Below are 25,511 nucleotides of genomic sequence, written 5' to 3'. Positions count from 1 at the left end.
CGGTGTTGCGCCGGCATGGGATTCGCACTACCCGAGGGTGCGACCCGGAGTTTCCGGATGCCGGCAGCAGAGGCGAATTCTAGGTGCTGGTTTTTATATTTAAAAGCCAATTCATGCTGCGCGATATTTAATTCTGATTGTTGCCCGGCATTATCCACTGCCAATACCGCATTTGCCCAATGGCGGCGCCGCGGGCCGAAAACCAAGAATGATTCCACCTGTCCCGGTGCCGCACCGATGCGCGGCGCCGCGGCAGGCGCGGAAACCGGGCCAGCATGCGCGGCCCGCCGCCCTTGCTTCCTCAATCCACGCAGTCATTCAAAGGAGTCGTCATGACCTACCCCATCCACGCCGCCGTCCTGGCGCCGCAAGGTGTGCTCGGCAATCTCGTCAGCGGTATCGGCAGCCTGCTGCCGTTCGCCGCGCAGCCGATGCTGGTGCCCCAAAGCGCGATGACCGACGCAGTCGCTCCGGCGGTGCGAGACGGCGTGCAGGCCGTGGTCACGCACTACGTGAACCCTGTGATCGGCCATGCGGCCGGCGCCGCGGCCGGCGCGCTGGCCCAGCATCTTCCGTTCCCCGAGCCCGGGCATACCGGCCCGATCGGCAACGCGATCTCGGCGCATGCGCCGGGATTCATCCAGGCGGCCGGCACCGCCGCGGGCTATCCGACCGTCGCCATCCATGGCGCGAACATCGTTCGCGAAGGCGCGCGCTACCTGCCGTTCTCCGCCATGCCCGCCGTCACGCTGGCACCGCAGGGCGTGTTCGGCTCGCTGATCGGCGCGGTGGCACCGACCCTGGGCCATGCCGTCGGCGGCCTGCTGGGCAATGCCAACGTGGGCCAGCAGATCGGCACCGTGGCTGGCCACCTCGGCGGGCTGCTGCCGTTCTCGGCGCAACCCCAGGCTGTGCTGGCACCGCAGGGCGTGTTCGGCTCGCTGATCGGCGCGGTGGCGCCGACCCTCGGCCATGCCGTCGGCGGCCTGCTGGGCAACGCCAACGTGGGCCAGCAGATCGGCACCGTGGCCGGCCATCTCGGCGGCCTGCTGCCGTTCTCGGCGCAGCCGCAAGTGGTCTATGCCTGAAGGCGCATGACGTCCCCGGCATGACCGTGGCGCCCGCCGGCGCCGCCGCGGGCCGGCGTACGCGCCGGCCCGCCCGAATCGATGCGCGCGCCGCCTGGCGCCGCGGTGGAGATAGCAAATGGAACGAGACAAGAAAGGCGAGGCCACGCGCGCCGGCGCCGACCGTGCCGCCGCTTCCGGCGCGGGCAGCCGCGATGCCGTGGCGCTGGACGCCGGCCGCAAGCAATACCTGATCGCGCCGCGGCGCCACGCACTGGCCCGGCAGGCGGGCGTGGCGCCGATGTCGGCCAGCGAACTGCACAGCACGGTGACGCAGCTGCCCGGCGTCGAAGTCGTGCATGTGGTCGAAGGCCACAAGAACACGCACCTGCATTCGGTGCGGCCCGACGAGGCCGCCCACACCTACGTGGTCAAGCTCGACGCCGCGCACGCGCAGATGCTGCAAGCCACGGCGCCGCCGCACATGATCGTCGAGGAAGACCATCCGCTCGGCTATGGCCGCAAGGCCGAACTCGAGACCTCCGACCGGCTCCATCCGCAATCGGCGTTCGACGGCCCGGTGTCGCGCGAGGTGCTGGTGCGGGTGCTGGGTAGCGGCGACACGCCGCTGCCGGGCGTGGCCATCACGCTGGCGGGCGATGGCTTCCCCGCAACCGCCACCACCGACGCCGGCGGCGAAGCGACGCTGACGCTGGTGCAGCAGCAACCCGGGCCGGCGCGCTCGCTGTTCGTGCGGCCGCTGAGCGGCTACTGGAACAAGTACCTGCTGTCACCCAACGTGGTGTCAGGCCAGCCCAACGTGATCCGCGTGACGCCGCTGTCGCAGCCCAATCCCGATGTGCCGCCGCACGGCCGCTTCGGCTGGGGCCAGCGGCTGATGGGGCTGGACCAGCTCACGCGCAGCTTCGGCGGTCGTGGCGTGCGCGTCGCGGTGGTCGATTCGGGCGCCGATGCCGCGCATCCGCTGCTGGCGCATATCCGCCATGGCGTCGACCTGACCGGCACCGGCGTCGACGCCAGCGATACCTGGCGCCTCGACACCATCGGCCATGGCTCGCACTGCGCCGGCGTGATCGGCGCGCGGCCGCAGCCGGGCGCGCCTGCGTCCGCCGGTGCCGAGGCCCAGGCCACCATGCTCGGCTTCGCACCAGAGGCGGAAATGCATGCGCTCAAGATCTTCCCGGGCGGGCAGTTCAGCACGCTGCTGCGCGCGCTCGACTACTGCATCGACCACGATGTCGACGTGGTCAACCTGAGCCTGGGCGCGCCCCAGCCTTCGCAGGCGGTCGAGCAGAAGCTGATCGAAGCCGTGCACAGCGGCGTGGCCTGCATCGTCGCGGCCGGCAACTCGGGCGGGCCGGTGCAGTACCCGGCGGCCTCCGCGTCGGTGCTGGCGGTCTCGGCGCTGGGCCTGCAGAGCGAACTGCCGCACGACGTATGGGAACGTACCCAGGTGGTGCAGCATGCGGCCACGCGGGCCGGGCTGTTCGCGCCGACGTTCTCGTGCTTCGGCCCGCAGATCGCGGTGTGCGGCCCGGGCGTGGGGATCATCTCGACGGTGCCTGGCGCCGCCTTCATGCCGGACTCCGGCACCTCGATGGCGGCGCCGCATATCGCGGGGCTGGCCGCGTTGCTGCTGTCCGATCCCCAACTGGCCGCGTGGATGGGACCGCGTGGACCGCGCCGCGTCGCGGCGCTGTTCCAGCTGATCCGCGCCATCAGTTCGCCGATCGTTGCGCACGACCCGGAAAACCGCTTCGGCGGCGGCCTGCCGCAGTTGCAGAACCTGCAGCGCCTGCTGGGCAGGCCGCAGTAAGAGGCGCCTCCCGCCGCGCGGGCAAAAACGCGGCCCGGGCCACCGGGCCACCCTCTTCCTTCCATAGATCATGCGCACGCTCGACTTCACCGCCGCGCCGTTGCGGCGCGCCGCGGCCGCGGCCGCCGATACCGTCGCGGCACCGCCCCGGCTTGCGGCGGCGGCTCCCCCGTTGCCGCTCGATGGCCAGCTGCGCCGCGAATGCGAGGCCATGGCCAGCCATGCGCTGCGGCTCGGCATCGCGATGCCGGCCGGCTGGACCGTGCTGCTCGGCAGCGACCCCGAAGCAGCCGCGGCACCGTCGGTTTCGTCGCAGCCGCAAGCCGGTACCGGCCTTGCCGCGCAGCAGCTCGCACAACTCCACCAGGACCTGGCCCGCGCCATCGCGCCCGCGACGCCGCAATGCATCACGCTGCTCGACGACGAGCGCCGCCGCGCGCATCCGCTCGCCTGCCTGGGACCCGTGCCACTGGTGCGCGCATTGACCGGCACCGCGGTGTGCTGCCTGCTGGCAGTAGTGCTGACCGGCTTGCCGGCGGAGGTGTCGATGGACAACATGCGCGCCGGCATGCTGGCCTCGTCGGGCCGCACGCTGCTGTTCAACATGCTGTTCCTGCTGTTCTGCGCCGGCCTGGGGGCCTCGTTTGCCTCGCTGTTCCAGGTGCACGGCTACATCGCCCAAGGCACCTATGACCCCAAGTACGACGCCGCCTACGCCGCGCAACTGATCCTCGGCGTGATGTCCGGCCTGATCCTGGTCGAGATGCTGCCGCCGCAGTTATTCGACTCGGCCGGCATGCGCAGCTTCGGCAAGCCGGCCTTGTCGATGCTGGGCGGCTTCTCAGCGACCGCGGTGCACCGCCTGCTCCAGCGTATCGTCGAGATCGTCGAGACCGCGGTGCGTGGCAGCGCGCCGCGCGAGCCGCGCAAGGAGTAGCGCCATGCTGTTCCTCTACAGCCTGCCCAGCACCGGCATGGCCGCCATCGTGGTCTCGGCCATCGTCGCGGTGGTGCTGGCCGGCTATGCGGTGGCGCGCCGCTTCGCCCTGATCGAGCTCGATGCCGAGCAGCGCGCAATGGCGGTGTCGATGGTCTCGATCATCACCACCATCAACTCGCTGCTGGTCGCGTTTGCCGCGATCAACGTCTGGGACACCTACAACGCCGCCGACCGCACCGTCGCCGCCGAAGCCACCGCGGCCGGCGAACTCGCGCGCGACCTCGCCGCGTTCGACAGCAGCGCCGCCGATGCCGCCGCGGCGGCATTGCGCACCTACCTGGTGATGGTGGTGCACGAGGAATGGCCGCGCATGCAGCGCCACGGCAAACCCGATGCGCGCACCGAACAGCGCTTTGACCTGATGTTCGACCTGGCCAACCGGATCCGTCCGCTCGACAGCCGCCAGACCGTGCTGCTGGGGGAGGTGCTGATGCGCGTCAACGAGATGGTCAAGTACCGCCAGCAACGGATCCTGACGCTGCACGCGGCGATGCCGAACACCTTGTGGGGCGTGATCTTGATTGTCAGCGCGCTGTCGTTCGCGTTGCTGTACGTGCTGCCGGCAACGCCCTTCAACCTGGCGCTGATCACCGCATGGGCCATCACCATCGGCTTGGCGTTTTTCTTCCTGCTCGCGGTCGACCGGCCCTTCGCCGGCGAATTCAGCGTCAGCGCCGACCCGCTGCAGCACACCATCGACACCCTGGTGGCCAACGGCACGTGGCCGCAGCCGCAACCCGAGCCGCAGCCTATGCCATACCAAGCGCCATAACGGCCGCCATCACGACAAGGAGACGCAGCATGCAGATGACCCCGGAACAATTCCGCGCCGCCACCGGACTGAGCGAGCCGCAGTGCGAGCGCTGGTTCCCGCGCCTGTGCGAAGCGATGCAGGCGTACGACATCACCGGCGCGGCCCGCATGGCCGCGTTCCTGGCGCAGACCGGGCACGAGTCGCTGGGCTACCAGTTCACGCACGAACTGTGGGGACCGACCCCGGCGCAGGCGCTGTACGAGCCGCCGTCGCGCAAGGCCATGGCGCTCGGCAATGTGCGGGCAGGCGACGGCAAGCGCTTCCGCGGCCGGGGCCTGATCCAGATTACCGGCCGCGCCAACTACGCGGCGTGCGGGGCCGCGCTCGGCGCCGACCTGACCGCCACGCCCGAACTGCTGGAACAGGACGGCTGGGCCGCGCGCTCGGCGGCGTGGTGGTGGCGCACCCACGGCTGCAACGCACTCGCCGACAGCGGCGACTTCATCGCGCTGACGCGGCGCATCAACGGCGGCACCAACGGGCTGGAGGACCGCCTGCGCCGCTGGAAGGTCGCCACCGCGGCGCTGGCCTGAACCGGCCGCTCCATATCCCGCATCTGGCGCAATGACCAACCATCCGCCGACGCCGCGCCTGCGCCAGCCCGTTTACGCGGGAGTCCGCGGCAAGGCTTGAAGAGCAAGGGGAATACCATGTCGAAGATCATCGTCTATTCGTGGAATAGCCAGGGCAACCACACGCGCGCAGACAAGCAGCGGGCCATCGACCGCATGGCCGCGATCGATCCCACCATCATCCTGCTGCAGGAAGGCGGCAGCCAGAAGCTCGTGAGCGCCGGTGCTGCCGGCAACTGGAAGGTGTTTGATGGATGCACGGTCGGCGCGTTCGACGAGCGCTGCACTCCTTATGCATTGCTGGAGACAACGTTCGCCGCGCGGGTTCGCGCCGCCCAGGTCGACATTGTCGACGAGCGGGACGGCGTGGTGCTTGCGGGCGGCGACGCCGGCCGCACCGCCAGCGGCGTCGCCATCGACAAGGTGCTGTTCATTTCATGGCATTCGATCGCCGCGCCGCAGAACGGCGACACGCGCGCGCTGCTGCGCGCCTTCGACAAGGCCAGCTGCTATGAGAAGTACGACCTGATCGTCATCGGTGGCGACTTCAACGCCAGCCCGGAAGACATCAACGTCATGCTGGGCCGCGAAAACGATCGTACCCAGGCCAAGCTGAGGTATGCGTACCGTCAGGTCTTCCACTGCGGCAAGGCTACCCACCGCGGGCGCGAAGCACGAGAGCTCGACTTCTTTGTCGTGCTGGCCAAGCAGCAAGTGTCGGCGACGGTCGAACTGATCGAACAGATGCCGAGCGATCACGACGCGATCAGGATGGTGCTGGAGTATTGACAGCGGCGGGGCTGAAAAGACAAAGGGGTTGCGGGACAAATGTCCCGCAACCCCCTGTCGATACGTGGTGGGCCTCCCGTGAGTCGAACACGGCACCAACGGATTATGAGTCCGCTGCTCTAACCAGGCATGAGCTAGAGGCCCTTGGAAGCGTTTAGTTGCCTTCCAGGAAACTCTTCAGCTTGTCCGAGCGGCTCGGATGGCGCAGCTTGCGCAGTGCCTTGGCCTCGATCTGGCGGATCCGTTCACGCGTGACGTCGAACTGCTTGCCGACCTCTTCCAGCGTGTGGTCGGTGCTCATTTCGATGCCGAAGCGCATGCGCAGCACCTTGGCTTCGCGCGGGGTGAGCGAGTCCAGCACGTCCTTGACGACGTCGCGCATGGAGCCGTGCAGCGCCGCTTCGGCCGGGGCCAGCGTGTTGGTGTCCTCGATGAAGTCGCCCAGATGGGAGTCGTCGTCGTCACCGATCGGCGTTTCCATGGAGATCGGTTCCTTGGCGATCTTCATGATCTTGCGGATCTTGTCTTCCGGCATCTCCATCTTCTCGGCCAGCGTTGCCGGATCCGGCTCGTTGCCGGTTTCCTGCAGGATCTGGCGCGAGATGCGGTTCATCTTGTTGATGGTCTCGATCATGTGCACCGGGATGCGGATGGTGCGCGCCTGGTCGGCGATCGAGCGCGTGATGGCCTGGCGGATCCACCACGTGGCGTAGGTCGAGAACTTGTAGCCGCGACGGTATTCGAACTTGTCCACCGCCTTCATCAGGCCGATGTTGCCTTCCTGGATCAGGTCGAGGAACTGCAGGCCGCGGTTGGTGTACTTCTTTGCAATCGAGATCACCAGGCGCAGGTTGGCCTCGGTCATCTCGCGCTTGGCTTCGCGGGCGCGGCGCTCGCCTTCCGACATCTTGCGGTTGACGTCCTTCAGCTCCTTCAGCGGCAGTACCACGCGCGCCTGCAGGTCGATCAGCTTCTGCTGCAGCTCATGCACGGCCGGCACGTTGCGCTCGACGATGGTGCTGTAGCCCTTGCCGTCGGCCACCACGGTGTGGATCCACTCGAGGTTGGTCTCGTTGCCCGGGAAGCGGGCGACGAAGTCCGCGCGCGGCATGCCGCACTTGTCGACCACGATGTTCAGGATGGCACGCTCGAGCTTGCGCACTTCGTCGACCTGGCCGCGCAGCGTGTCGCACAGGCGCTCGACGTTGCGGGCAGTGAAGCGGATGCCCATCAGCTCGGCCTGGATCGCTTCCTGCGCCTTGACGTAGGGCTTGGACTTGTAGCCTTCCTTCTCGAAGGCACGGCGCATCTTGTCGAACTGCTCGGCGATCACGCGGAATTTCTCCAGCGCGTTCTGCTTCAGTTCTTCCAGCTGGCGCGCGGACGCGCCGGCGCCGGCGCCGCCTTCGTCGTCATCGTCCTCGTCGCCTTCCTCGTCTTCGTCGGACTCGAGGTCCTCGTCCTCGGCCGCGGCGGCCTGGGCCGACGGGGCTTCCGGGGTTTCCTCGGCGTTCGGGTCGATCAGGCCGTCGACGAACTCGTCGATCTTGATCTCGTCGTTGGCGACGCGCTCGGCGTGGGCCAGGATCTCGGAGATGGTGACCGGGCAGGCCGAGATCGCCATCACCATGTCCTTCAGGCCGGCCTCGATACGCTTGGCGATCTCGATTTCGCCTTCGCGCGTCAGCAGCTCGACCGTGCCCATCTCGCGCATGTACATGCGCACCGGGTCGGTGGTGCGGCCGAACTCGGAGTCCACCGTGGACAGGGCCGCCTCGGCCTCTTCCTCGGCTTCTTCCTCGCTGGTGGCGGACGGGGCGTTGTCGTTGAGCAGCAGCGTCTCGGCATCCGGCGCCTGTTCATAGACGGCGATGCCGATGTCGTTCAGCGTGGCGACCAGCGTGTCGATCGTTTCCGAATCGACCATGTCGTCCGGCAGGTGATCGTTGATTTCCGCGTAGGTCAGGTAGCCGCGCGACTTGCCCAGCTTGATCAGCGCCTTGAGCTTCTGGCGACGCAGCTCGAGCTCTTCCTCGGTGCCTTGCTGGGTCGAGGCGAACTCCTTGAGCAGGGCCTTTTCCTTGGCCTTGCGGTCCTTGGCTTTCTGCTTTTCGGTCTTCGGCGCCGCAGCCGGTGTGGCCGCCGCGCGCGTATCGTTCTCGTAAAACTCTTCAGTCACGTCGTCTGTTGTGCTGTCGTCGTGCTGCATCTCGGCCTTGGGCTTGCGGCCACGCTTTTTCGGCTCCGGCTTGATTGCCGGCGCAGCGGGACGCTCGGATGCAACGGATGCAGGTGTCGCGGCACGCGCCTTGGCGGCCGTCGTGGCGGCGCCTTGCTTGGCGCCTCCGCTCTTGGCGCCGGCGGCTGCCGCTCGCTTGCTCTCGACTTCGGTATTCTGCTGTTTCGCCACGGTGATACTCTTGCCTTTCACTGGTGCAGATGCTGCTGCAGACGCGGCAACCTTGCCGCTCGTACTGGCGCTCTTGCCGCTCTCGCGTGCCGAAGTCGAGGCCTTTGTCTTTTCGGATGTGCGGGTTCTGGTGGGAGTCGTCACGGCGGGCGCTTGCGCGCTGCGCACGGACTTTGATGGCGCAGACCGGGCTGGCGTCTTGACTGTCGCGGTCGATGTCTTCGCCGCCGTGGTTTTCACAGACGCCTTGCCGCTCCCTGATTGGGGAGCTTTAGAGGTAACCCTTTCGGTTGCTTTGGCCTTTGCCATTGGCACGCTCACTTTCACCAGAACTGGAGAGAAAGATTTCGCAATCCAAACCGGCTATTGTAGCACGCCACGCATAGCCGGCTCCCTGTCAGGTGAGGTTTTCACCTGAAAAATCAAGGCTTAAGCTCGGCACAGCCGGGCCCGGTCCCTGATCCACTGCCTGTCCAACGCTTGCTGCCGCCTCCCGGTTGAAGGCCAGGGCGCCCGCCGGCGCCTCAGCCCAGTTGGCGCCGCCGGTGGATTTCCCCCACCAGCCAGCGCATGCGCTGCTTGGCCGCCTCGTCGGCCGTGCCGGCGACCACTTCCGCCTGCAGGCTGTCGAGTTCACGCCGCAGCGGTTCGGCCAGCAGCTTGGTGATGGCCGCATCGAATTCCTGTGTTGCAGGTGCCTCTTCAATCTCTTCGCGCAATACCGCCGTGCGCGCCGCGGCATACACCTCGGCATGCGGGCTCTGGGCCAGGTGCTCGCTGAAGGCCGCGAAGTTCACCTCGCCCTGGACGCCATCGCACGCGCTGACGAGGTGCGCCAGCACTTCGCTGTCGCCGCCCTCGCCTTCAAGCAGCAACGCGCGCGCGTCCTCGTCGAGCCGCGCCGACAGTGCCGGATAGCACATCAGCAACTGGATCACCCGCTGCTCCAGCCCGGTCGGGGCCTGGCGGCGCGCGCGCGGGCGCGGCTGGGCGAAGCGCCCGACCCGGGCCGGGTCGCTGCGCAGGCCGCAGATCGCCTCGATCTCCGCGGGTGTCGTACCGGTGGCATCGGCAAGTTCGCGCACGATCTGTAGCCGCAGCCCACCCGCCGGCATCGCCTGCAGCAGCGGCTTGGCCTCGTACTGGGCGCGGGCACGGCCCTCGGGCTGGCGCAGGTCCAGTTCCTCGGTGACCGACTGCAGCAGGAAGCGCGACAGCGGCATGGCATTGCGCACCTGCGCGGCAAAGGCCTCAGTGCCCTCCTCGCGCACGTAGCTGTCGGGGTCGTGCTCGGCCGGCAGGAACAGGAAGCGGATGGTCTTGTTGTCGGCCACGTGCGGCAGGCAGGCTTCGAGCGCCCGCCTGGCAGCGCGCCGGCCTGCCGAATCGCCGTCGAACGAGAACACCACCGCATCGGTCTGCCGCAGCAGCTTCTGCACGTGCACGGGCGTGCACGCCGTGCCAAGGGTGGCGACGGCATTGGCAAAACCGAGCTGGGCCAGTGCCACGACGTCCATATAACCTTCGACCACCAGCACATAGCCGGTTTCCCGGATCGCATGGCGGGCCTCGAACAAGCCATACAGTTCGGTGCCCTTGCTGAACAGCGGGGTCTCGGGGGAATTCAGGTACTTGGGCTCGCCCTGCCCCATGACGCGGCCGCCGAAGCCGATCACCGCGCCCTTGGTGTTGCGGATCGGGAACATGATGCGGTCGCGGAAGCGGTCGTAGCGCCGCGGCTTGCCGTCCGCATCGCGCTTGTCGCTTTCGATCAGCAGGCCGGCCTCCACCAGCGGCGCAGCCACGTTGTCGTCGCGATAGCTGCCGAACACCGTCTCCAGCCCCTGCCAGTCGTCCGGCGCATAGCCAAGGCCGAACTGGCCGGCGATCTCGCCGGTCAGCCCTCGCCCCTTGAGGTACTGAATCGCCTGCGGGGCACCGCGCAGCTGGCGGCGGTAGAATTCGGTGGCGCGGGTCATGGCGTCGGACAGCGCCACCGAGCGCGCCTGTTGCTCGGCGCGCTGGCCGGGAGGCAGGCGGTCGCGCTCTTCGGGCACGGTCATGCCGACCGACTGGGCCAGTTCGCGCACCGCCTCCGGGTAGGACTGGCCGGAAAACTCCATCAGGAAGCCGATGGCCGAGCCATGCGCGCCGCAGCCGAAGCAGTGATAGAACTGCTTGGTCGGCGACACCGTGAAAGACGGGGATTTCTCGTTATGGAACGGGCACAGTCCCATGAAATTGGCGCCGCCCTTCTTCAGCTGCACATACTTGCCCACCACATCGACAATGTCGACACGGTTGAGCAGGTCCTGAATAAAGGATTGCGGAATCACCCGACTGACCGTCCTGAGGCTTGGCCGTCCCGCGGCGGGCGGCCCTTTTTGGAATGCGTGACCGGTGCGGCGCCCGGCTGCTATCGGAATATTGTAGTGCAGCACGGAACGGCTGCCCGGATTGCTTCACATCTGCGCGCAATTCCTGGGATTCCCACGGATCTCGCCCGCATCGCGCTTACAACCGATTAAATCAGCATTTACTTTGGTGCAAGCGCGGCCTTGACCAGGGCCGACACGGCGGTCATGTCGGCACGACCGGCCAGCTTGCCCTTGAGCACGCCCATGACCTTGCCCATGTCCTGCGGGCCGGCGGCGCCGGTGGCGGCCACGGTCTGCTGCACTTCGGCGGCCACTTCCTCGTCCGACAGCGCGGCGGGCATGTAGACCTTCAGCACCTCGACCTCGGCCAGTTCCTTGTCGGCTAGGTCGTTGCGGCCGGCCTGCTGGAACTGCGCGATCGAATCCTTGCGCTGCTTGATCAGCTTTTCGACCACCGCCAGCACGGCGGTATCGTCCAGTTCGACGCGCTCGTCGACTTCGCGCTGCTTGATCGCCGCCAGCAGCAAGCGGATGGTGCCAAGGCGCTCCGTTTCGCGGGCGCGCATGGCGGTCTTCATGTCTTCGCTGATACGGGCTTTGAGGGACATCGTGATCTTCCAGAAAGTGGGCGGGCACTTACACATGGCGACGGATACCGCTCCCTGCAAGGCCCACAACGCAAAAACCCGCCGAGCATACGCCACAGCGGGTCAGGGGCAAGCGAGAAGCCGGCGTCAGTACAGCTTCTTCGGCAGCATCTGGCTGCGGATACGCTTGTAATGGCGCTTCTCTGCCGCAGCCTTCTTGCGCTTGCGCGCGGCGGTGGGTTTTTCGTAAAACTCGCGGGCCCGCAGTTCCGGGAGCAGGCCGTTCTTCTCGATGGTGCGCTTGAAACGGCGCAGGGCAACTTCAAAAGGCTCGTTTTCCTTGAGGCGGATCGTAGTCATTTGGCCGGAAAATGTAAGTATTTTCGGGATGGCGGCGTTACGAAGTTCTGGATTGTAGCACCAACAATCTGGCGCGGAAGTGGCGTGCAACCGGCGTGTCGCATGCGACTCATGCGGCACGTACGCGCCTCACCTCAGGCTGCCGACTGCCCGGCCCGGGCCTGCCGTGCCGCCTCGGCCGCGGCCTGCCCCGCCGCCACCGCGGAGGCCCAGGCCCACTGGAAGTTGTAACCGCCCAGCCAGCCGGTCACGTCGACCACCTCGCCAATGAAATACAGCCCCGGCACCTCGCGCGCCATCATGGTGGCCGATGACAGTGCCCGGGTATCGACCCCGCCCAGCGTGACCTCGGCCTTGCGGTAGCCCTCGGTGCCGGACGGCACGATGCGCCAGTCGTTGAGCGCGGCGCCGAGCTTGCGCAGCGCCTTGTCGGTCACGTCATGCAGCGGCATTGTCGCCGCGACGCCCGCGGCTGCGCACCACGCCTCGGCCAGCCGCGACGGCAGCCGTTGCGCCAGCAGGTTGCCCAGGTGCTTGCGGCTGCCGGCCTTCTGCTCGAGCAGCCAGGCGGCGGCGTCCTCGCCATCGAACAGGTCTATGGCGACCGGCGTGCCGGGATGCCAGTAGCTGGAGATCTGCAGCACCGCCGGGCCCGACAGGCCGCGGTGCGTCCACAGCAGGTCCTCGCAGAACGCGCCCGCAGCCTTGCCCCTGCCGGTGGCGATATCGACTTCGAGCGAGACTCCCGCCAGCGGCACGAACGGCGCCCAGTCCTTGCCGTCGAAGGTCAGCGGCACCAGCGCCGGCCGGGTCTCGACGATGCCCAGCCCGAACTGCCGGGCAATGCGGTAGCCGAAGTCGGTGGCGCCGATCTTGGGGATCGACAGGCCGCCGGTGGCCACCACCAGCGCCCCGGCCCGCACCGTGCCGGCGGCGGTGAGCAGCAGGAAGTCATCGCCCTCGCGCCGGATTTCCGCGACCGTGCAGCCGGTCTGCCAGCGCACCTGCCCGGCGTCGCATTCGGCACGCAGCATCGCGATCACGTCTTCGGCGCTGTCGTTGCAGAACAGCTGGCCGCGGTGCTTCTCGTGCCAGTCGATGCCATGGCGGCGCATCAGCGCAAGGAAATCCTGCGGCGTGTAGCGGGCCAGCGCCGAGCGGCAGAAGTGCGGATTGGACGACAGGTAATTGGCGGGCCCGGCCTGCAGGTTGGTGAAATTGCAGCGGCCGCCGCCCGAGATGCGGATCTTCTCGGCGAGCCGGGTGGCATGGTCGATCAGCACCACGCGCGCGCCGTTCTGCCCCGCCACCGCGGCGCACATCATGCCCGCGGCGCCGGCGCCCAGTACCGCCACGTCATACCGGCCGGTCCGGGCCTGGGCTGCCTCGCTCATTGCACGCCTCGCGAATCCATGTGTCTTGCCACCGCCTGAGAAAGGGCAGATTGTAGCGAAAAGCGCGCAGCGCGCCGCTGTGCTACCCTGCGCGCTTCCCGCAAACCCTTGTTCCGACGGCTGTTTCCCTGACCGGAGACGGCGTCATGTTTCTCATGCTTGTCCTCGGCATCGAATCTTCCTGCGACGAAACCGGCCTCGCCCTCTATGACACCGGCGCCGGCCTGCTCGCGCACGCGCTGCACTCGCAGATCGCCATGCACCGCGACTACGGCGGCGTGGTCCCCGAGCTGGCCTCGCGCGACCATATCCGCCGCGTGCTGCCGCTGCTGGAGCAGGTGCTGGCCGACGCCGGCCGCGGCCGCCAGGACATCGACGCCATTGCCTTCACCCAGGGTCCCGGGCTGGCCGGCGCGCTGCTGGTCGGCGCCTCGGTGGCCAATGCGCTCGGCTTCGCGCTGAACGTGCCGATGGTGGGCGTGCATCACCTGGAAGGGCACCTGCTGTCGCCGCTGCTGACGCGCGAGCCGCCACCCTTCCCGTTCGTGGCGCTGCTGGTGTCCGGCGGGCATACGCAGCTGATGGAAGTGCGCGGCATCGGCGACTACGCGCTGCTCGGCGAAACCCTGGACGATGCCGCCGGCGAAGCGTTCGACAAGACCGCCAAGCTGCTGGGCCTGGGCTATCCGGGCGGGCCGGAAGTGTCGCGCCTGGCCGAGTTCGGCGTGCCGGGCGCGTTCGAGCTGCCGCGGCCGATGCTGCATTCGGGCAACCTGGATTTCTCCTTCGCCGGCCTGAAGACCGCAGTGCTGACGCAAACCCGCAAGCTGGCCAATACCTGCGAGCAGGACCGCGCCAATCTCGCGCGCGCCTTCGTCGATGCGATCGTCGACGTGCTGGCGGCCAAGTCGATGGCGGCGCTCAAGCAAACCGGCCACAAGCGGCTGGTGGTGGCCGGCGGCGTCGGCGCCAACCGGCAACTGCGCGAACGGCTGGACCAGCTCGGCAGGCAGCGCAAGCTGGAAGTCTACTACCCTGACCTGGCGTTCTGCACCGACAACGGCGCGATGATCGCGTTTGCGGGCGCGATGCGCTTGCAGGCCGCGCCGGCGCTGGCGCGGCGTGAATACGGTTATGGCGTGACGCCGCGCTGGGATCTGGCGGATATCCGGTTGCCCTCGGCTGCCTGACCGTCGACATACCCAGGCGCCCAAAGAAAAAAGCCACCGCATGCGGTGGCTTTTTCCATGGAAGCGACAACCTGATCAAGCGACGCGCTTGTCCCGCTCGATCACCGCATACGCGCTGTGGTTGTGGATCGACTCGAAGTTCTCCGCCTCCAGCACATAGGCCACGATGCGCTCGTCGGCATTCAGCCGCATGGCGATGTCGCGCACCAGGTCCTCGACGAACTTGGGGTTCTCGTAGGCACGCTCGGTGACGAACTTTTCGTCGGGCCGCTTGAGCAGCCCCCACAGCTCGCACGACGCCTCTTCCTCGGCCATGCGCACCAGCGCTTCCACCGGCAGCTCGCCGGCCAGCTCGACGTTCATGGTGATATGCGAGCGCTGGTTGTGCGCGCCGTACTGCGAGATCTTCTTCGAGCACGGGCACAGGCTGGTCACCGGCACCAGCGCCTTCAGGAACACCCGCGTGGCGCCATTGCGCACCTCGCCGGTCAGCGTGACCTCGTAGTCCAGCAGCGACTCCACGCCCGACACCGGCGCGATCTTGCTGATGAAGTACGGGAACGTGACCTCGATGCGGCCGGCCTCGGCTTCGAGCTTCTCCAGCATCTTGTCCAGCATCAGCCGGAAGCTGGCCAGCTCCAGCGGCGCGCGCTCTTCTTCCAGCAGCGCGACGAAGCGCGACATATGCGTGCCCTTCTGCTCGGCGGGCAGATGCACGTCGAGGTTGAAGGTGCCGACGGTCGGCACGATGCCGGCCGGGGTCTTCAGGGTCACGGGATAGCGCACGCCCTTCACGCCGACACGCTGGATCGGAATCTGGCGGGTGTCGGGGCTCGACTGGACGTCGGGCATGATGAAGGCGGGGTTGATGTCATTCATCTACGGTTTCCTCCAGGGATGCGCAGGCAAGCGCATGCCCTTACGGTCGCGGCATTTTCGCAGTCCCTCCATGCCGCGCAACGAGTGTGAAACCACGGGACCCGGCACTGGCGTGCCGACCCGCAGCTGCGAACACAAAAAACGGAGTGTAAGGGAATTCGGACGCACTCGTGGCGCGGCGGCCCGAATCCCCCCGGGATGGCAGGTGATCAGGCCACGCGCGAGGCGACCGTCACCTGGGGCTGGTCGAGCCCGAAACGCTCGCGCACCGAGCGCTCGATGCCGGCCGCGTCGAGGCCGCATTGCTGCAGCAGGAAGGCCGGGTCGCCATGGTCGACGAAGCGGTCGGGCAGGCCCAGCGTCAGCACCGGCTTGTCGATGCCGGCCTCGGCCAGCGCCTCCAGCACGGCGCTGCCGGCGCCGCCCATCACGCTGCCCTCTTCCACCGTCACCAGGTAGTCGTGGTCGGCGGCCAGGCGCCGGACCAGCGCCACGTCGAGCGGCTTGACGAAGCGCATGTCGGCCACGGTGGCGTCCAGTGCCTCGGCCGCGCCCAGCGCCGGCTGCACCATCGAGCCGAATGCCAGCAAGCCCACGCGGTGCCCGGCGCGCGCGCCGCCCTCGCGGCGCACCACGCCCTTGCCCACCGGCACCGGCGCCAGGTCGGCGGCAAGCGCCGCGCCCGGGCCGGAGCCGCGCGGATAGCGCACCGCGGTCGGGCAGTCCTGCTGGAATGCCGTGGTCAGCAGCTGGCGGCATTCGTTCTCGTCGGACGGCGTCATCACCATCATGTTGGGGATGCAGCGCAGGTAGGCGATATCGTAGGCGCCCGCATGGGTCGCGCCGTCGGCGCCGACCAGGCCGGCGCGGTCCAGCGCGAACACCACCGGCAGGTTCTGCAGCGCCACGTCGTGGATCAGCTGGTCGTAGCCGCGCTGCAGGAAGGTCGAGTAGATCGCCACCACCGGCTTCAGGCCCTCGCATGCCAGGCCGCCGGCGAAGGTCACCGCATGCTGCTCGGCGATACCGACGTCGTAGTAGCGCTCCGGGAAGCGCTTCTCGAACTCGACCATGCCCGAGCCCTCGCGCATCGCCGGGGTAATGCCGACCAGGCGCTTGTCGGCCGCGGCCATGTCGCACAGCCAGTCGCCGAACACCTGGGTATAGGTCTTGCGCGCGGGCTTGGCGGCCGGGCGGATGCCTTCGGCCGGATTGAACTTGCCCGGGCCGTGGTAGAGGATGGGGTCGGCCTCGGCCAGCTTGTAGCCCTGGCCCTTCTTGGTGACCACGTGCAGGAACTGCGGGCCGCCGCCCTCGAGCGCGCGCTCGCGGATGTTCTGCAGCGTCGGCACCAGCGAATTCAGGTCGTGGCCGTCGATCGGGCCGATGTAGTTGAAGCCGAATTCCTCGAACAGCGTGGCCGGCACCATCATGCCCTTGGCATGTTCCTCGAAGCGCTTGGCGAACTCCAGCACCGGCGGCGCCACCGACAGCACCTTCTCGATGCCCTTCTTGGTGGCGGCGTAGAACTGGCCGCTCAGCAGCCGTGCCAGGTGGCGGTTGAGCGCGCCCACCGGCGGCGAGATCGACATGTCGTTGTCGTTGAGCACCACCACCAGCGGCAGGTTCTTGTAGACGCCGGCGTTGTTGAGCGCCTCGAAGGCCATGCCCGCGGTCATCGCGCCGTCGCCGATCACCGCCACCGAGACGCGCTTTTGGCCCAGCGTGCGCGCGCCCAGCGCCATGCCCAGCGCGGCCGAGATCGAGGTCGAAGAGTGCGCGGTGCCGAAGGTGTCGTATTCGCTCTCGCTGCGGCGCGGGAAACCGGAGATGCCGCCCCACTGGCGCAGCGTGCGCATGCGTTCGCGGCGTCCGGTCAGGATCTTGTGCGGATAGCTCTGGTGGCCCACGTCCCACACCAGCCGGTCGTCCGGAGTGTTGAAGACATAGTGCAGCGCGATGGTCAGTTCGACCGTGCCCAGGTTGGACGACAGGTGGCCGCCGGTCTGCGAGACCGACTCCAGCACATAGGCGCGCAGTTCGTCGGCCAGGGTCTGGAGCTCGCGCCGGTCGAGCTTGCGCAGGTCCGCGGGGGCGTCAATCTTGTTGAGGAGTGCGTAGGTCATGATGTCCGTTCGGCCGGCTCTAGTTTAATGCGTGCGCAGCACGATCAGGTCCGCCAGGTCGCGCAGGCGCGCGGCGCGCTCGCCGAAGCCGGCCAGCGCCTCGTAGGCCTCGGCGCGCAGCGACCCGGCCAGTTCGCGGGCCGCGTCCAGCCCCAGCAGCGACACGTAGGTCGGCTTGTCGTGGGCAGCGTCCTTGCCGGCGGTCTTGCCCAGCGTCGCGGTATCGGCGGTGACGTCCAGAATATCGTCTACGACCTGGAACGCCAATCCCACCGCCGCCGCGTAGCGGTCCAGCGCGGCCAGGCCCTGGGCATCGATCTCGCCACACAGCGCGCCCATGCGCACGCTGGCGCGCAGCAGCGCGCCGGTCTTCATGCGGTGCATGGCCTCGAGCGCGTCGCGCGTCATGGCGCGGCCCACGTTCTGCAGGTCGATCGCCTGGCCGCCGGCCATGCCGGCCGAGCCCGAGGCCCGCGCCAGTTCCGCCACCAGCTGCAGCCGCACCGCGGGCGCGATCGGCCCGGCCTCCGCCAGCACGATGAAGGCCTGGGTCTGCAGCGCATCGCCGACCAGCAGCGCGGTGGCCTCGTCATAGGCCTTGTGCACGGTCGGCCGGCCGCGGCGCAGGTCGTCGTCGTCCATGCACGGCATGTCGTCGTGGACCAGCGAATAGGCGTGGATCATCTCCACCGCGCAGGCGGCCGCGTCGCACGCGGCCGGGGCCGCGCCGCTGACTTCGCCGGCGGCATGGACCAGCAGCGGGCGCACGCGCTTGCCGCCGCCCAGCGCAGCATAGCGCATCGCTTCGTGCAGCGTATGCGGCAGCGTGCCGGCGTCGGGCAGCGCGGCCTGCAGGGCGGCCTCGGTGCGCACGCCCTGCGCCTGCATCCATTGTGCGAAGTCGCTCATGCCTCGTCCGTCCCCTGTGACCCATTGCCGCCATTGGCACCGTTGGCACCATTGCCCTCGCCCGCGAGCGGCCTGAGCGCGTCGCCCTCCAGTACCCGCACCTGCTGCTCGACGCGCTCCAGCTTCTGCTGGCAGTAGCGCACCAGCTCGGCGCCGCGGCGGTACGCCGCCAGCGAGGCCTCGAGCGGCAGCTCGCCGCTCTCCATGCTGGCCACCAGCGTCTCCAGTTCGGCCATCGCCGCTTCGTAGGAAGCGGGCGGCGCCGAGGCGGCGTCGGCGGGATTGTCGGTCTGGACCGGAGCGGTCATCGTTTTTGGCATATCAGGCCCTGGAATCTGGAACCGGGGGAAACCCGGATGGGGAAGCCCGGATTTTACGCCAAAGCGCGGCCCTGCCCCCATCTTGCAGGGGGATACCGTGCCCCGATCGGGTGCTTCCGATGCGGAAGTGACTTGTGCCCTCGGGTCGTCTTTCCGAATGCGCCCGCTACGGCACCCCGATGACGACCCGGGTCGACTTTTTCGCTAAAAAGGCAAAAAAATCAGTCCCTTAACTTTTCGGGTCGGGTACAATCTTTCGTTCGCCGCCAGGGGTCGCGAGAGCGTCCACGCCGGGCGGCAGTGTTTCCCAAATCGATTCCATTTTCGATGGTTGGGTTGTTCACTGCTTTCACCTGTTCATCTGGGAGTGGGGATAATGTCCAATCTCAGCACCGCGCTCAACCTGGCGCCGGCTGATTCGCAACTGCCCGTCGGCGTCTACTTCGACGAAGCGCTGCATCAACAAGAACTCGAACTGCTGTTCCGGAATGGCCCGGGCTATGTCGGCCACGAACTGATGGTCCCGGAAACCGGCGACTACCACACGCTCAAGGCCGAGGACGAAGGACGCATGCTGGTGCGCAACGCCGCCGGCGTCGAGCTGATGTCCAACGTCTGCCGCCATCGCCAGGCCATCATGCTGAACGGCCGCGGCAACAAGCAGAACATCGTCTGCCCCCTGCACCGCTGGACCTACGACCTCAAGGGCGAACTGCTCGGCGCGCCGCATTTCGACAAGCAGCCCTGCCTGCACCTGAAGCGCTCGCCGCTGCAGAACTGGAACGGCCTGCTGTTCGAGGGCCCGCGCGACGTGCGCGCGGACCTGGCGCGGCTGGGCGTGGCGCAGGACCTGAACTTCGACGGCTACATGCTCGACCACGTCGAGGTGCACGAGTGCGACTACAACTGGAAGACCTTCATCGAGGTCTACCTCGAGGACTACCACGTGGTGCCGTTCCACCCGGGGCTGGGCAGCTTCGTCTCGTGCGACGACCTCAAGTGGGAGTTCGGCGAATGGCACAGCGTGCAGACCGTGGGCCTGCACGCCGGCCTGAAGCGCCCCGGCAGCCCGACGTACCAGAAATGGCACGACGCGGTGCTGCGCTTCAACAACGGCGTGCTGCCCAAGCACGGCGCGATCTGGCTCACCTACTACCCCAACATCATGGTGGAGTGGTACCCGAACGTGCTGGTGATCTCGACGCTGCACCCGATCGGCCCGCGCAAGACCCGCAATGTGGTGGAGTTCTACTACCCCGAGGAAATCGCGTTGTTCGAGCGCGAGTTCGTCGAGGCCGAGCGCGCCGCCTACATGGAAACCTGCATCGAGGACGACGAGATCGCCGAACGCATGGATGCCGGCCGGCTGGCGCTGCTCAAGCGCGGCACCAGCGAGGTCGGCCCGTACCAGTCGCCGATGGAAGACGGCATGCAGCACTTCCATGAGTGGTACCGCCGCGCCATGGCCTACGCCGGCTAGTGCGATCAGCGCACAAATCACTGCATCGCGCAACCTGCAACGGACCGCCACGGCGGTCCGTTTTGCTTTGGCAGGCGATGTGCGCTGCTAGAATCATTGTCCGGCGCGATGGACGCGAAGCCGCAGAGCCCCGCTCGCGCGCCGACACTCTCTCCTTCGCTCCTGCCCGCTTCACCGCGCCCTCGCCATGCAATCGCTCTGGATGCTGTTCGCCGCCTTCGCCTTTTCGCTGATGGGGGTTGGCGTCAAGCTGGCGTCCGACCTCTATACCACCGGCGAGATCGTGTTCTACCGCGGCCTGATCAGCGTGGTGATCATGTGGGTGCTGCTGTCCTCGCGCGGGGTCTCGGTGCGCACCCCTTACATGCTGTCGCATATCAAGCGCAGCGTGTTCGGCGTGACCTCGCTGATGCTCTGGTTCACCTCGATCTCGCTGCTGCCGCTGGCCACCGCGATGACGCTGAACTACATGTCGCCGGTGTGGATCGCGCTGATCCTGGGCGCCAGCGCGGCGCTGGCCGGCACCGGCGGCAACGCCGACCGCCGCCTGGTGCTGGCCATCCTGCTGTCGTTTGCCGGGGTGATCTGCCTGCTGCAGCCGTCGGTGGGCAAGGACCAGCTGACCGGCGGCCTGGTCGGGCTGATCTCGGGCATCTTCACCGCGCTGGCCTATGTCGAGGTGCGCCAGCTCGGCCAGCTGGGCGAGCCCGAAGGCCGCATCGTGTTCTATTTCTCGCTGGTCGGCATGATCGCCGGACTGGTGTGGATGCTGCTGGGCGGCACCAGCCCGCATACCTGGCATGGCGCCGGCCTGCTGCTGGCGATCGGCATCCTGGCTACGCTGGGGCAGACCGCGATGACGCGCGCCTACAAGCGCGGCAACACCTTGCTGACCGCCAACCTGCAATACGCCGGCATCGTCTTTTCCAGCGTGTGGGGCATGCTGATCTGGTCCGACCGCCTGAACTGGCTGTCGTGGCTGGGCATGGGGCTGATCATCGCCAGTGGCATCGCCACCACGCTGATGCGCGCGCGCCAGGGCACCGACGCCAAGCCTACGCCCGCCACGCCGGTCAAGTCGCCGGAGGCGGAAGTGCACCCCGAGGTGTAGCATCCGGTAAGCCCGACTGCGTTAGATTTCTCTCTCCGACCGCTACAGGATTCCCATGCAGAAACCGCTGATTTCCGTGACCGCACTGCAGTCTCTGCTGGCCGGCCCCGGCCGCTGCGTCGTGGTCGACTGCAGCTTCGACCTGGCCGACCCGGCCGCCGGCCGCGAGGCCTACCGCGCCGGCCACCTGCCCGGCGCCTTCTACCTGCACCTGGACAACGAGCTGTCCGGCCCCAAGACCGGCCGCAACGGCCGCCATCCGCTGCCGGACGCCGACGACCTGGTCGCGCGCCTGCAGGCACTCGGCATCGACGACGACACCCCGGTGATCGCCTACGACGCCCAGGGCGGCATGTTCGCCGCGCGGCTGTGGTGGCTGCTGCGCTGGATCGGCCACGATGCCGTGGCCGTGCTCGATGGCGGCAAGGACGCCTGGGTCAAGGCCGGCCTGCCGCTGGAGCACGATGCCGCGGCAGAGCCCGAGGTTCCGGGCACGATCCGCCGCGGCAAGTCGCTGGTGCCGACCGTCGATGCGGACACACTGGTCGACAATCTCGGCGAGGGCCGGCTGCTGGTGGTCGATGCGCGCGCGCCCGACCGCTTCCGCGGCGAGAACGAAACCCTGGACCCGGTGGGCGGCCATATCCCGGGCGCGGTCAACCGTTTCTTCAAGCACAACCTGGACGCGGAAGGCCGCTTCAAGCCGGCCGAGACCCTGCGCGCGGAATTCGGCGCGGTGCTGGGCACGCACGCCGCCGCGCAGGCGGTGATGCAGTGCGGCTCGGGCGTCACGGCCTGCCACAACCTGCTGGCGCTGGAAGCGGCGGGATTGGGCGGTGCGGCGCTGTATCCGGGATCGTGGAGCGAGTGGTGCGCCGATCCGGCGCGCCCGGTTGCCACCGGGGCAGCCTGAGCCGCCCAGCCGGCTAGCGTGACGACGCGACGGGCGCGGCGTGGCCGTGGCCGTCGTGGCCGTGCCCGCCATGGCTGTGGCGCTCGTGCACGCCGTTGGTGATGTAGACGATGGCGGCGATGCCCGCGGCCACCAGCACCACCTGGATCGCCGACTCGCGCCAGCGCGGCTTGCGCTGCATCTGCGGCATCAGGTCGCTGACGGCGATATAGATAAAGCTGCTGGCCGCGATCACCAGCACGTACGGAATCCACCCGCTCAACTGGTCGAGCAGGAAGTATCCGACCACCCCGCCGGCGATCGCCGCCAGGCTCGACAGCAGGTTGAAGGCAAAGGCGCGTGCCTTGGAGAAGCCGGCGTTGAGCAGCACGATAAAGTCGCCCACCTCCTGCGGGATCTCGTGCGCCGCGATCGCCAGCGCGGTGACCACGCCGATATGCGGGTCGGCCAGGAACGCCGCCGCGATCACGATGCCGTCGGCAAAGTTGTGGAAGGTGTCGCCGACCAGGATGGTCAGGCCGCTGCGGCCCGCTTCCTCGCGGTCATGGCCGTGGTGGTGGTGGTGCCCGTCGCCCTCGTGATGGTGCGAATGGCGCAGCAACGAGAGCTTTTCCAGCAGGAAAAAACCCAGCAGCCCGGCCAGCAAGGTGCCGAACAGCGCGCGCGGATCGGCGCCGGACTCGAACGCCTCGGGCAGCGAATGCAGCAGCGCGGTAGCCAGCAGCACGCCCACCGAGAAGCTCACCATGCGCTCGACCACGCGGGACGCCACCGTCAGCGACAGCAGCGCCGCCCCGAAGATGCTGCCCACGCCCGAGATCGTGGCGGCGAGCAGGATGTACAAAAGCGTCGAATGGATGATGGGCTCCCGGGGTGGCGGTGCCGGGCGGCCCCGCCGTTCCGCCCGCATCGCGCCGGGCGGCAAACGCAACAATGTTGCAATAACTCAAAGGCCGCATTGTACGTATCCGCCGGGACTTTGCAATCCTGCCGTCGGCGCCCCCACGGGCGAAGGCGGTTACCAGGTCAGGCGACGCCGTGCTGCCTGAACCAGTCCAGGCACTTCTGCCAGCCGTCCCTGGCATCGGCCTCGCGGTAGCTGGGCCGGTAGTCGGCATGGAAGGCGTGGCCGGACTCGGGATAGACGATAAAGCGCGACTTTTTGGCGTCCGGATCGGACGACGACGCCAGCGCGGCCTTCATCCGCTCCACCTGCTCCAGCGGGATGCCGGTGTCCTTGCCGCCGTACAAGCCGAGCACTGGGGCATGGAGCTGGCCGACCAGGTCGATGGGGTTTTTCGGCTTGATCGGCGTCGGCTCGGGCGCCAGCTGGCCGTACCAGGCCACGCCGGCCTTCAGGCGCTGGCTGTGCGCGGCGTAGAGCCAGGTCATGCGGCCGCCCCAGCAGAACCCGGTGATGGCCAGGCGCGCGACGTCGCCGCCATTGGCGCCGGCCCAGGCCACGGCGGCATCGAGGTCGCCCATCACCTGCGCATCGGGCACCTTGGCGATCACTTCGCGCTGCAGTTCCTGGATCGTGCCGAAGCTCTGCGGATCGCCCTGGCGCGCGAACAGTTCGGGCGCGATCGCCAGGTAGCCCAGCTTGGCAAAGCGCCGGCACACGTCGGCGATATGCTCGTGCACGCCGAAGATCTCGCTGATCACCAGCACCACCGGCAGGTTTTTCTTCCCTTCCGGCTGGGCGCGGTAGGCCGGCATGCTGAAGCCGCCCGACGGAATCGTGACCTCGCCCGCGTTCAGGCCGGCAAAATCGGTCTTGATCGCCTGCTGGGCCATCACCGGCAAGGCCGCAACCGCAAAGGCGGAACCCAGCGCGGTCTTGACGAAGCCGCGGCGGTCGAAGGTCTGGCCGGGGACCAGGCTGTCCACTTCTGGTTTGAGCATGCTTGTCTCCAGGATCGTTGGTGGCTGGGCCGCCACGCGGCGCCCGCGCCCGATTTTAAGCAGACATGGAGAAAACATGGCGACGCAGGCCCGCCGGCGCCCGCACCCGCAAGCGGGGGGCCCCGGGCCATGCGTCAGTGCAGCTTGACGCGCGGACTGGTCTTGCTGCGCAGCCAGTGCGAGACCGTGTCCAGCGCCATCCCGACCGCGCCGTGCAGCGCCATCACGTGCATCCGGTACAGCGACGTGTACATAAAGCGCGCCATCAGCCCTTCGATAAACATCGAGCCGCCGATCAGCCCGCCCATCAGGCTGCCCACCGCGCTGAAATGCCCGAGCGACACCAGCGAGCCGAAGTCCTTGAAGGCAAATTGCGGCAGCGGCCGCCCCGCCAGCCGCGCGCACAGCGCCTCGTAGAGGAAGGTGGCCTGCTGGTGCGCGGCCTGCGCGCGCGGCGGCACCGCGGTCTGCTTCTCGGGCCACGGGCAGCTGGCGCAATCGCCAAAGGCGAAGATGTCCGGATCGCCCTCGCTCTGCAGCGTCGGGCCGACCACGATCTGGCCCTGGCGGCTGACCGGCAGGCCCAGGCTGGCCAGCACCGCGGGCGCGGTGATGCCGGCGGCCCACACCGTCAGGTCGGCGTCGATGGTCTTGCCGCTGGCGGTCAGCACGGCCTGCGGCGTGACTTCGGTCACGCGCTCGCTGGTGAAGACATCGACATCCAGCTTCCTGAGCAGCTTGGCGGTCTCGGCCGAGACCCGCTCGGACAGCGCCGGCAGGATGCGCGGACCGGCCTCGATCACGTGGATGCGCACGTCGCGGCGCGGGTCGAGCCGGTGCAGGCCATAGGCGCTGAGCACGTGCGCGGTGTTGCGCAGCTCCGCCGACAGCTCGACGCCGGTAGCGCCGGCGCCGATGATGGCCACGTCCACGCGCGGCCGCCCGTCCCCGTCCACGCGGCCGCGCCCGTTCTGGGCACGCACGCAGGCTGCGATCAGCCGCTTGCGGAAGCGTTCGGCCTGGGCCACGGTGTCCAGCGCAATGGCGTGCTCGGCGGCGCCCGGCACGCCGAAGAAATGCGTGACGCAGCCGATCGCCAGCACCAGCGTGTCATACGGCAGTTCGCGCGCGGGCAGCAGCTCGGCGCCGTCCTGGTCGACGCAGGCCGACACAGAGATGGTCTTGCGGGCGCGGTCGATGCCGTTCAGCTCGCCCTGCTGGAACTCGAAATGATGCCAGCGCGCCTGCGCCGCGTATTCCAGCTGGTGGGTGTTGGGATCCATGCTGCCGGCGGCGACTTCATGCAGCAGCGGCTTCCAGATATGGGTGGGCAGGCGGTCCACCAGCACCACCTGCGCCGCGCCCTTGCGGCCGAGCTTGTCGCCCAGCTTCGTTACCAGTTCCAGCCCCCCTGCTCCGCCGCCGACGACGACGATGCGGTGCGTCCTTGTTTCTGTCATGGTCTACCTG

At 68.1% G+C, this 25,511-nt stretch carries 23 protein-coding genes and 1 tRNA gene; 11 read left to right on the top strand and 13 right to left on the bottom strand.

What is annotated here, in order from left to right:
* The first annotated feature begins 332 nt into the window (after positions 1 to 332).
* From FHX60_RS03115 to FHX60_RS03090, 6 genes are all read left to right on the top strand, one after another.
* Complete coding sequence (locus FHX60_RS03115) at positions 333 to 1,088, top strand: hypothetical protein (RefSeq protein WP_116295776.1); 756 nt, start codon at positions 333 to 335, stop codon at positions 1,086 to 1,088.
* 118 nt (positions 1,089 to 1,206) lie between these two features.
* Positions 1,207 to 2,904: a S8 family serine peptidase gene (locus tag FHX60_RS03110; protein WP_092307075.1), complete on the top strand. Its 1,698-nt coding sequence runs from the start codon at positions 1,207 to 1,209 to the stop codon at positions 2,902 to 2,904.
* A 70-nt stretch (positions 2,905 to 2,974) separates the two neighbouring features.
* On the top strand, positions 2,975 to 3,841 hold the full coding sequence (locus FHX60_RS03105) for a hypothetical protein (protein ID WP_260163384.1): 867 nt from the start codon (positions 2,975 to 2,977) through the stop codon (positions 3,839 to 3,841).
* 4 nt (positions 3,842 to 3,845) lie between these two features.
* Positions 3,846 to 4,676 (top strand): bestrophin-like domain, encoded by an 831-nt coding sequence (locus FHX60_RS03100; protein ID WP_112774542.1) that lies wholly within the window; start codon positions 3,846 to 3,848, stop codon positions 4,674 to 4,676.
* A gap of 35 nt (positions 4,677 to 4,711) precedes the next feature.
* On the top strand, positions 4,712 to 5,251 hold the full coding sequence (locus tag FHX60_RS03095; protein ID WP_183282829.1) for a glycoside hydrolase family 19 protein: 540 nt from the start codon (positions 4,712 to 4,714) through the stop codon (positions 5,249 to 5,251).
* A 117-nt stretch (positions 5,252 to 5,368) separates the two neighbouring features.
* Entirely contained in the window at positions 5,369 to 6,079 is a 711-nt protein-coding gene (locus tag FHX60_RS03090; protein WP_183282523.1) for an endonuclease/exonuclease/phosphatase family protein, read from the top strand.
* A 65-nt stretch (positions 6,080 to 6,144) separates the two neighbouring features.
* Here the strand turns inward: FHX60_RS03090 and FHX60_RS03085 are convergent.
* Both FHX60_RS03085 and rpoD read right to left on the bottom strand, forming a co-directional pair.
* Positions 6,145 to 6,223: transfer RNA gene (locus tag FHX60_RS03085), tRNA-Ile, on the bottom strand.
* A gap of 10 nt (positions 6,224 to 6,233) precedes the next feature.
* On the bottom strand, positions 6,234 to 8,510 hold the full coding sequence (gene rpoD / locus FHX60_RS03080) for an RNA polymerase sigma factor RpoD (RefSeq protein ID WP_181486975.1): 2,277 nt from the start codon (positions 8,508 to 8,510) through the stop codon (positions 6,234 to 6,236).
* A 31-nt stretch (positions 8,511 to 8,541) separates the two neighbouring features.
* Here rpoD and FHX60_RS27650 point away from each other — a divergent pair, with 31 nt between their 5' ends.
* Positions 8,542 to 8,907 (top strand): hypothetical protein, encoded by a 366-nt coding sequence (locus FHX60_RS27650; protein ID WP_025585221.1) that lies wholly within the window; start codon positions 8,542 to 8,544, stop codon positions 8,905 to 8,907.
* 106 nt (positions 8,908 to 9,013) lie between these two features.
* Here the strand turns inward: FHX60_RS27650 and dnaG are convergent, their stop codons facing one another.
* The 4 genes from dnaG to FHX60_RS03055 form a co-directional block, all read right to left on the bottom strand.
* On the bottom strand, positions 9,014 to 10,825 hold the full coding sequence (dnaG, locus tag FHX60_RS03070) for a DNA primase (protein WP_183282522.1): 1,812 nt from the start codon (positions 10,823 to 10,825) through the stop codon (positions 9,014 to 9,016).
* A 200-nt stretch (positions 10,826 to 11,025) separates the two neighbouring features.
* The gene (locus FHX60_RS03065; RefSeq protein WP_183282521.1) at positions 11,026 to 11,475 is read right to left on the bottom strand and encodes a GatB/YqeY domain-containing protein; all 450 of its coding nucleotides are present in this window, start codon (positions 11,473 to 11,475) and stop codon (positions 11,026 to 11,028) included.
* A gap of 126 nt (positions 11,476 to 11,601) precedes the next feature.
* On the bottom strand, positions 11,602 to 11,814 hold the full coding sequence (gene rpsU, locus FHX60_RS03060) for a 30S ribosomal protein S21 (RefSeq protein ID WP_012353470.1): 213 nt from the start codon (positions 11,812 to 11,814) through the stop codon (positions 11,602 to 11,604).
* Between the two features lie 134 nt (positions 11,815 to 11,948).
* Entirely contained in the window at positions 11,949 to 13,208 is a 1,260-nt protein-coding gene (locus FHX60_RS03055) for a BaiN/RdsA family NAD(P)/FAD-dependent oxidoreductase (RefSeq protein ID WP_183282520.1), read from the bottom strand.
* A 155-nt stretch (positions 13,209 to 13,363) separates the two neighbouring features.
* Here FHX60_RS03055 and tsaD point away from each other — a divergent pair, with 155 nt between their 5' ends.
* The gene (gene tsaD, locus FHX60_RS03050; protein ID WP_112774537.1) at positions 13,364 to 14,398 is read left to right on the top strand and encodes a tRNA (adenosine(37)-N6)-threonylcarbamoyltransferase complex transferase subunit TsaD; all 1,035 of its coding nucleotides are present in this window, start codon (positions 13,364 to 13,366) and stop codon (positions 14,396 to 14,398) included.
* Between the two features lie 75 nt (positions 14,399 to 14,473).
* Here the strand turns inward: tsaD and folE2 are convergent, their stop codons facing one another.
* The 4 genes from folE2 to FHX60_RS03030 form a co-directional block, all read right to left on the bottom strand.
* Positions 14,474 to 15,277 carry a GTP cyclohydrolase FolE2 gene (gene folE2, locus FHX60_RS03045; RefSeq protein WP_112774536.1) on the bottom strand — a complete coding sequence of 268 codons (804 nt, stop codon included), beginning with the start codon at positions 15,275 to 15,277 and terminating at the stop codon, positions 14,474 to 14,476.
* A gap of 209 nt (positions 15,278 to 15,486) precedes the next feature.
* Positions 15,487 to 17,403 carry a 1-deoxy-D-xylulose-5-phosphate synthase gene (gene dxs / locus FHX60_RS03040; protein ID WP_112774535.1) on the bottom strand — a complete coding sequence of 639 codons (1,917 nt, stop codon included), beginning with the start codon at positions 17,401 to 17,403 and terminating at the stop codon, positions 15,487 to 15,489.
* A 24-nt stretch (positions 17,404 to 17,427) separates the two neighbouring features.
* Positions 17,428 to 18,312 (bottom strand): polyprenyl synthetase family protein, encoded by an 885-nt coding sequence (locus FHX60_RS03035; RefSeq protein ID WP_183282519.1) that lies wholly within the window; start codon positions 18,310 to 18,312, stop codon positions 17,428 to 17,430.
* A complete protein-coding gene (locus tag FHX60_RS03030; RefSeq protein WP_112774533.1) occupies positions 18,309 to 18,632 on the bottom strand; it encodes an exodeoxyribonuclease VII small subunit in 324 nt (107 codons plus the stop codon). Before FHX60_RS03030 ends, FHX60_RS03035 begins: the two co-directional genes overlap by 4 nt.
* A gap of 376 nt (positions 18,633 to 19,008) precedes the next feature.
* Between FHX60_RS03030 and FHX60_RS03025 the strand changes: the two genes are divergently transcribed.
* The 3 genes from FHX60_RS03025 (at position 19,009) to FHX60_RS03015 (ending at position 22,136) form a co-directional block, all read left to right on the top strand.
* A complete protein-coding gene (locus FHX60_RS03025; protein WP_112774532.1) occupies positions 19,009 to 20,112 on the top strand; it encodes an aromatic ring-hydroxylating oxygenase subunit alpha in 1,104 nt (367 codons plus the stop codon).
* A gap of 187 nt (positions 20,113 to 20,299) precedes the next feature.
* The gene (locus FHX60_RS03020) at positions 20,300 to 21,223 is read left to right on the top strand and encodes a DMT family transporter (protein WP_092307053.1); all 924 of its coding nucleotides are present in this window, start codon (positions 20,300 to 20,302) and stop codon (positions 21,221 to 21,223) included.
* 55 nt (positions 21,224 to 21,278) lie between these two features.
* Positions 21,279 to 22,136 carry a sulfurtransferase gene (locus FHX60_RS03015; protein ID WP_183282518.1) on the top strand — a complete coding sequence of 286 codons (858 nt, stop codon included), beginning with the start codon at positions 21,279 to 21,281 and terminating at the stop codon, positions 22,134 to 22,136.
* A 13-nt stretch (positions 22,137 to 22,149) separates the two neighbouring features.
* Here the strand turns inward: FHX60_RS03015 and FHX60_RS03010 are convergent, their stop codons facing one another.
* From FHX60_RS03010 to FHX60_RS03000, 3 genes are all read right to left on the bottom strand, one after another.
* Complete coding sequence (locus FHX60_RS03010; protein WP_183282828.1) at positions 22,150 to 23,046, bottom strand: ZIP family metal transporter; 897 nt, start codon at positions 23,044 to 23,046, stop codon at positions 22,150 to 22,152.
* 116 nt (positions 23,047 to 23,162) lie between these two features.
* The gene (locus FHX60_RS03005; protein ID WP_183282517.1) at positions 23,163 to 24,041 is read right to left on the bottom strand and encodes a dienelactone hydrolase family protein; all 879 of its coding nucleotides are present in this window, start codon (positions 24,039 to 24,041) and stop codon (positions 23,163 to 23,165) included.
* Between the two features lie 134 nt (positions 24,042 to 24,175).
* Positions 24,176 to 25,501, bottom strand: coding sequence for an NAD(P)/FAD-dependent oxidoreductase (locus FHX60_RS03000; RefSeq protein ID WP_112774528.1), 1,326 nt, complete (start codon positions 25,499 to 25,501; stop codon positions 24,176 to 24,178).
* Positions 25,502 to 25,511: the final 10 nt, after the last annotated feature.

It is taken from the genome of Cupriavidus alkaliphilus (assembly GCF_014191175.1).
GTDB classification, from domain to species: Bacteria; Pseudomonadota; Gammaproteobacteria; order Burkholderiales; family Burkholderiaceae; genus Cupriavidus; species Cupriavidus alkaliphilus.
The sequence above is the reverse complement of the archived record's forward strand: the minus strand, read 5'-3'. Positions and strand labels throughout refer to the sequence as shown.

Bases quoted from the DNA above. Each gene is read 5' to 3' on its own strand.
- FHX60_RS03105 (WP_260163384.1), top strand. From the start codon at position 2,975: ATGCGCACGCTCGACTTCACCGCCGCGCCGTTGCGGCGCGCCGCGGCC.
- FHX60_RS03035 (WP_183282519.1), bottom strand. From the start codon at position 18,312: ATGAGCGACTTCGCACAATGGATGCAGGCGCAGGGCGTGCGCACCGAG.
- rpsU (WP_012353470.1), bottom strand. From the start codon at position 11,814: ATGACTACGATCCGCCTCAAGGAAAACGAGCCTTTTGAAGTTGCCCTG.
- FHX60_RS03115 (WP_116295776.1), top strand. From the start codon at position 333: ATGACCTACCCCATCCACGCCGCCGTCCTGGCGCCGCAAGGTGTGCTC.
- tsaD (WP_112774537.1), top strand. From the start codon at position 13,364: ATGCTTGTCCTCGGCATCGAATCTTCCTGCGACGAAACCGGCCTCGCC.
- FHX60_RS03065 (WP_183282521.1), bottom strand. From the start codon at position 11,475: ATGTCCCTCAAAGCCCGTATCAGCGAAGACATGAAGACCGCCATGCGC.
- FHX60_RS03010 (WP_183282828.1), bottom strand. From the start codon at position 23,046: ATGCGGGCGGAACGGCGGGGCCGCCCGGCACCGCCACCCCGGGAGCCC.
- FHX60_RS03100 (WP_112774542.1), top strand. From the start codon at position 3,846: ATGCTGTTCCTCTACAGCCTGCCCAGCACCGGCATGGCCGCCATCGTG.
- FHX60_RS03055 (WP_183282520.1), bottom strand. From the start codon at position 13,208: ATGAGCGAGGCAGCCCAGGCCCGGACCGGCCGGTATGACGTGGCGGTA.
- folE2 (WP_112774536.1), bottom strand. From the start codon at position 15,277: ATGAATGACATCAACCCCGCCTTCATCATGCCCGACGTCCAGTCGAGC.
- FHX60_RS03025 (WP_112774532.1), top strand. From the start codon at position 19,009: ATGTCCAATCTCAGCACCGCGCTCAACCTGGCGCCGGCTGATTCGCAA.
- FHX60_RS03020 (WP_092307053.1), top strand. From the start codon at position 20,300: ATGCAATCGCTCTGGATGCTGTTCGCCGCCTTCGCCTTTTCGCTGATG.
- FHX60_RS03030 (WP_112774533.1), bottom strand. From the start codon at position 18,632: ATGCCAAAAACGATGACCGCTCCGGTCCAGACCGACAATCCCGCCGAC.
- FHX60_RS03005 (WP_183282517.1), bottom strand. From the start codon at position 24,041: ATGCTCAAACCAGAAGTGGACAGCCTGGTCCCCGGCCAGACCTTCGAC.
- FHX60_RS03015 (WP_183282518.1), top strand. From the start codon at position 21,279: ATGCAGAAACCGCTGATTTCCGTGACCGCACTGCAGTCTCTGCTGGCC.
- FHX60_RS03090 (WP_183282523.1), top strand. From the start codon at position 5,369: ATGTCGAAGATCATCGTCTATTCGTGGAATAGCCAGGGCAACCACACG.
- FHX60_RS03000 (WP_112774528.1), bottom strand. From the start codon at position 25,501: ATGACAGAAACAAGGACGCACCGCATCGTCGTCGTCGGCGGCGGAGCA.
- FHX60_RS03095 (WP_183282829.1), top strand. From the start codon at position 4,712: ATGACCCCGGAACAATTCCGCGCCGCCACCGGACTGAGCGAGCCGCAG.
- FHX60_RS03110 (WP_092307075.1), top strand. From the start codon at position 1,207: ATGGAACGAGACAAGAAAGGCGAGGCCACGCGCGCCGGCGCCGACCGT.
- dxs (WP_112774535.1), bottom strand. From the start codon at position 17,403: ATGACCTACGCACTCCTCAACAAGATTGACGCCCCCGCGGACCTGCGC.